Origin of the sequence: Planococcus sp. A6 (genome assembly GCF_028823615.1) — a bacterium.
Lineage (GTDB): Bacteria > Bacillota > Bacilli > Bacillales_A > Planococcaceae > Planococcus.
In genome coordinates, this window is the sequence record NZ_JAPEHT010000191.1 from 1 (window position 1) to 4,112 (window position 4,112).

Sequence of the window (4,112 nt, forward strand, 5' to 3'; positions counted from 1 at the left end):
CTAGTGCAGTCGCCCTCGGTGGGGTTTATAGAGTTTGAAAACTGCATTTAATCTTCAATAACTTTAATTATAGTCCAATTATTGAAATCGAAATTTTGTAAGGTGCGCTTTTGTTTTTCAGCGTCCTCAAAATTTTCAAAAGTAAGTTCTTTCCCTTCTTTTGTAAGAGTTGTTCCATCTTCAGAACGAATAATGTACATTGAAAATTCTCCTTTCATGAATAGAAAAGGTTTTTAATCTCAAAAAAGTAGAAATATCTACCTTTGTTAGGTAGATATTTCTACTTTTGTATATTTGAATTTGTTGAATCTTCATTAAGAAAATCTGTCATGTATTCAATTTGTTTTTTCTGTCGATCTGTTAATTCATTCTCTTCGTAGTAGTCTACAAGCTTAGAAATAATTGCATACGTTTTGTTTTCATCCATGAATTTACCAAGGATACCTATTTTAGTGTGGAGATCATGAGGTAATTTAATGGATTTCACATTGTTGTTTTTGCCAACTACGCCTTTTCTTCTGGTGGCTTTCTTTTTAGGTTTGTTTTCAACTGGCTTGTCGCTAGTTTCTCTTTTTTCCGATTGGACCTCTGTTTTTTTCGGTCCAACTTCAATTTCTTCAGTTGGTGAGACAGTTGCATTTGAAAACTTAAAATCATTGTTACTGGTCACTACCACAGGCGATGGTCTTTCCATAGATTTGGTTTTCCTTTTAATTAATGGACCTTTTTTAGGGCTTTCAGACATTTGTTTCTTCCTCCTCAAATCGAGCAAGCTTCTCTTCCATTTCATCAACCACATCTAAAAAAGTTTGATGAGCTTTACGATCGTGATGGTCGTCATTTTTTATACCGGTAACATCCCAAGCTTTTAGACGCTCTAAGTGTTTTATAACATTGGAAAATACATTATCTTCTCCAAATAGCTCTGTCGCTCTTTCGACAGTAGTTTGATCTACTCTACCGCCAGCTCTTAAAAGAACCGGAAGAACACCCAATACTTGTATATCAGCTTCATATTCATCATGCATAAACTGAAGATAAGAAACATAAGTTTCAGCACCCTCTAATGAAAGTTCTTGGGCTTGAAGAATGATTAATACGTAGTCTGAAGCCATCATCGCATTATCTGAGTAGTCACTAATTGTTGGAGGTACATCGATAAAAATATAATCATAATGTTCTTTAAGTGGATCTAATAGTCTTTTTAACAATGTTATTTGTTCTAGATCCGTTTTGAAGTTTTGGTACAAGAATTTTGAGAAGTTTTTAAAAGATACTGCAGCTGGTATTAAATCAAGGTTTTCATTAACTTTTAAAATTACGTTTTCTAAAGTGCCTTCCTGAAATCCATCAAATATTGTCTTGTTGATTTCGGTGATACCTGCAGAACGAGCAATTAGAGTACTCGCATTTCCTTGAGGATCCATATCTACTAATAGAACTTTCTTATTGTGGACATTTGCATATTCCCAACTAGTCATTACAGATACTTTTGTTTTCCCTACTCCACCTTTAAAATTTCCAACTACAATTGTTTTAGCTGTCATTTTATTTCCTCCTACCCTTCCTAACAAACTTCTACCTAACAAACTTCTACTTCTGTATATTTCTGATAATAACACAAGTAGAAGTTTGTGTATATGAGAGAAAATTTGTAATAAATTTGTAATATAAGCTTATCTATCCCAACAAAGGTAGAAAAGTAGAAATATCTACTTCTGCGAGAATGGCGTTCATTCTAACAAAAGTAGAAAAGTAGAAATATCTACTTCTGCGAGAATGATATTGATTCTAACAAAAGTAGAAAAGTGGAAATATCTACTTCTGCAGTTCTGCGAGAATGTTATTCATTCTAACAAAAGTAGAAAAGTGGAAATATCTACTTCTGCTAGGATGATGTTCATTCTAACAAAAGTAGAAAAGTAGAAATATCTACTTCTGCGAGAATGTTATTCATTCTAACAAAAGTAGAAAAGTGGAAATATCTACTTCTGCGATAATGGTTTTCATTCTAACAAAGGTAGAAATATCTACTTTTGTTAGTAAGGTAAATTTCTTTAAAGTTATTTATCCCTTTAATACCAAGGTCTCTGAGAAGAGAAATAATATTTTTTAATTCAATGATTCTAACAAAGGTAGAAAAGTAGAAATATCTACTTCTGCGAGGATGATATTGATTCTAACAAAGGTAGAAAAGTAGAAATATCTACTTCTGCGAGAATGATATTGATTTTGTGAGAATGATGTTGATTCTAACAAAGGTAGAAAAGTGGAAATATCTACTTCTGCGAGAATGGTGTTCATTCTAACAAAAGTAGAAAAGTGGAAATATCTACTTCTGCGACCTTGAAAACCTTGATTTGACGCTATTTACACGATGTTTTCATTCCTATACGGTTAGGAAAAGAAGCATGAGAAGTCGATGAAGGGGAAGGTTTAGATGAATAGATTGTATGAAGTAGTAGATACTGTTTTAAAAAATGGAATCTATTCTTACAAAGTTAAAAATTCTAAAATAAGCCTTCCACTCCGAGTTGAAGCTGTTAAAAAGGCTAATAAAAGAAAAACTGGAGCAATCGGTGTTGTTCGATCTAAAGAGGATCTTTCTACACCTTCAGGTGTTAAAGGCTATGTTGTTACGTCCTTAGAAACTCTCTTGGAGGACGCTTCTTTGGTTTCGCATTGGAATCCCAACGTTTATAACTACATAAGGTACTCAGATGAAAAAAGACGGTTCCTCAAGGGACATGAAGAGAAAAACCTCCAACAAATCAATACCTTTGTCGTCGATATCGATACGAAGAAACAGCCGTATACGGAAATCCTGACGGCTGCACTCGATCATAGTGTCGGCGTGCCCACACTTGTCTTGGAGACTCCTAAGGGATTTCAGGTCTATTTCGTCTTGGAAAAACCGTTGTTCATCAGTAATCAAAACGATTTTCGTGGACTGAAGGTCGCAAAACGCATTTCCGAAAACATTAAACAGAGTTTGGCCAAGGTCTTACAGGGAGTCGATGTCTCCTGTAATGACTTTGGTTTTTTCCGCATGCCGAACGAAACCAATATTCGGTGGTTCTCGGAAGAGATGGTCTATGACTTCGGTTCGTTGATCGCTTGGTCGAAGCGCCAGGACGACGACAAGGGAAGAGGCCTATTTGTAGTAGCGAACGAAGCTAGAGAGCATGATCCCACACAGACAGCGTGGTTCCAGGAATTGCTGAAGACGCGTCATGTGAAAGGACAATCGGGACAGCTTGGTCGTGATAATCTCATGTTCACGCTTGCGCTTGCTTGCTACAGTGCCGGAAAGGGGAAGGGAGAGACGCTGGATTTACTCGATGAGTACAATTCAGGGCTAGTTTCGCCCCTTCGGCATAGTGAAGTCGAGAAAATCGTCAGAAGCGCCTATAAGGGGCGTTTTAAAGGCGCTCACCAGGACTATATTCAAGAACTCTTGAACGAGTGGGGGAGTCACAAGGAGATCGCCATCGAAAACCCGATGGGTGGCTGGTACAAGTTTAAAAAAGAACGCAAAGACCGGAAACGCAGCCATTACGACGAGTGGGAAGAGGATCTGCTGCAGTTCATTCAGGAAAAGACCTCACTGGATCAACCGATCAACTGGACGACGCAGCGAGAACTCTGCGAAGCCGTCGGCATTCCCCGGAGTTCGTTCAATGTGTTAATCCAACAGTCGAAAAAAATCCTCATCAAACGAATCGGACAAGGACGTACAGCAAAGACCGGAATTACCTCCGTGGCTGTGCTTCTTCAGTGTGCGCTCAGTTATCAGCAAACCCATCGGGTTCGATACAAGGAAGCGCTCCATGTCATGGCGTCTGAACGCTTAAATGAGCGTATTGTTCACGACCTGATTGACGATGTGAAATGGTTCCTTGAAAAGCGCTTATCCGAACCGATAATTGGTAAAAATTTCAATTCCTCTTAATGGTCCAGTCTGCCAATACATATCTGTATACGTGCTGTTTTATCATGGTTAATTCTTACTTATCCATCCATCACTCTTTTGATCTCATAAAAAAACACTCAGCAACGGCTGAATGTTTAGGTGTCGGATTTTTTATCGGGGTCGGATTCATACGTGTTAA

General features: G+C 37.7%; 4 protein-coding genes. 1 reads left to right on the forward strand and 3 read right to left on the reverse strand.

What is annotated here, in order from left to right; translation table 11 throughout:
• Nucleotides 1–47: 47 nt before the first annotated feature.
• The 3 genes from ON064_RS17280 to ON064_RS17290 form a co-directional block, all read right to left on the reverse strand.
• Nucleotides 48–200 carry a hypothetical protein gene (locus tag ON064_RS17280; RefSeq protein ID WP_274625745.1) on the reverse strand — a complete coding sequence of 51 codons (153 nt, stop codon included), beginning with the start codon at nucleotides 198–200 and terminating at the stop codon, nucleotides 48–50.
• Nucleotides 201–280: 80 nt separating this feature from the next.
• A complete protein-coding gene (locus tag ON064_RS17285) occupies nucleotides 281–745 on the reverse strand; it encodes a hypothetical protein (protein WP_274625746.1) in 465 nt (154 codons plus the stop codon).
• Nucleotides 738–1,547, reverse strand: a complete 810-nt coding sequence (locus tag ON064_RS17290; protein WP_211656095.1) for a ParA family protein — start codon at nucleotides 1,545–1,547, stop codon at nucleotides 738–740. The genes ON064_RS17285 and ON064_RS17290 overlap by 8 nt, the downstream gene beginning before the upstream one ends.
• An 893-nt stretch (nucleotides 1,548–2,440) precedes the next feature.
• Here ON064_RS17290 and ON064_RS17295 point away from each other — a divergent pair.
• Complete coding sequence (locus ON064_RS17295; RefSeq protein ID WP_274625747.1) at nucleotides 2,441–3,952, forward strand: primase C-terminal domain-containing protein; 1,512 nt, start codon at nucleotides 2,441–2,443, stop codon at nucleotides 3,950–3,952.
• Nucleotides 3,953–4,112 lie beyond the last annotated feature (160 nt).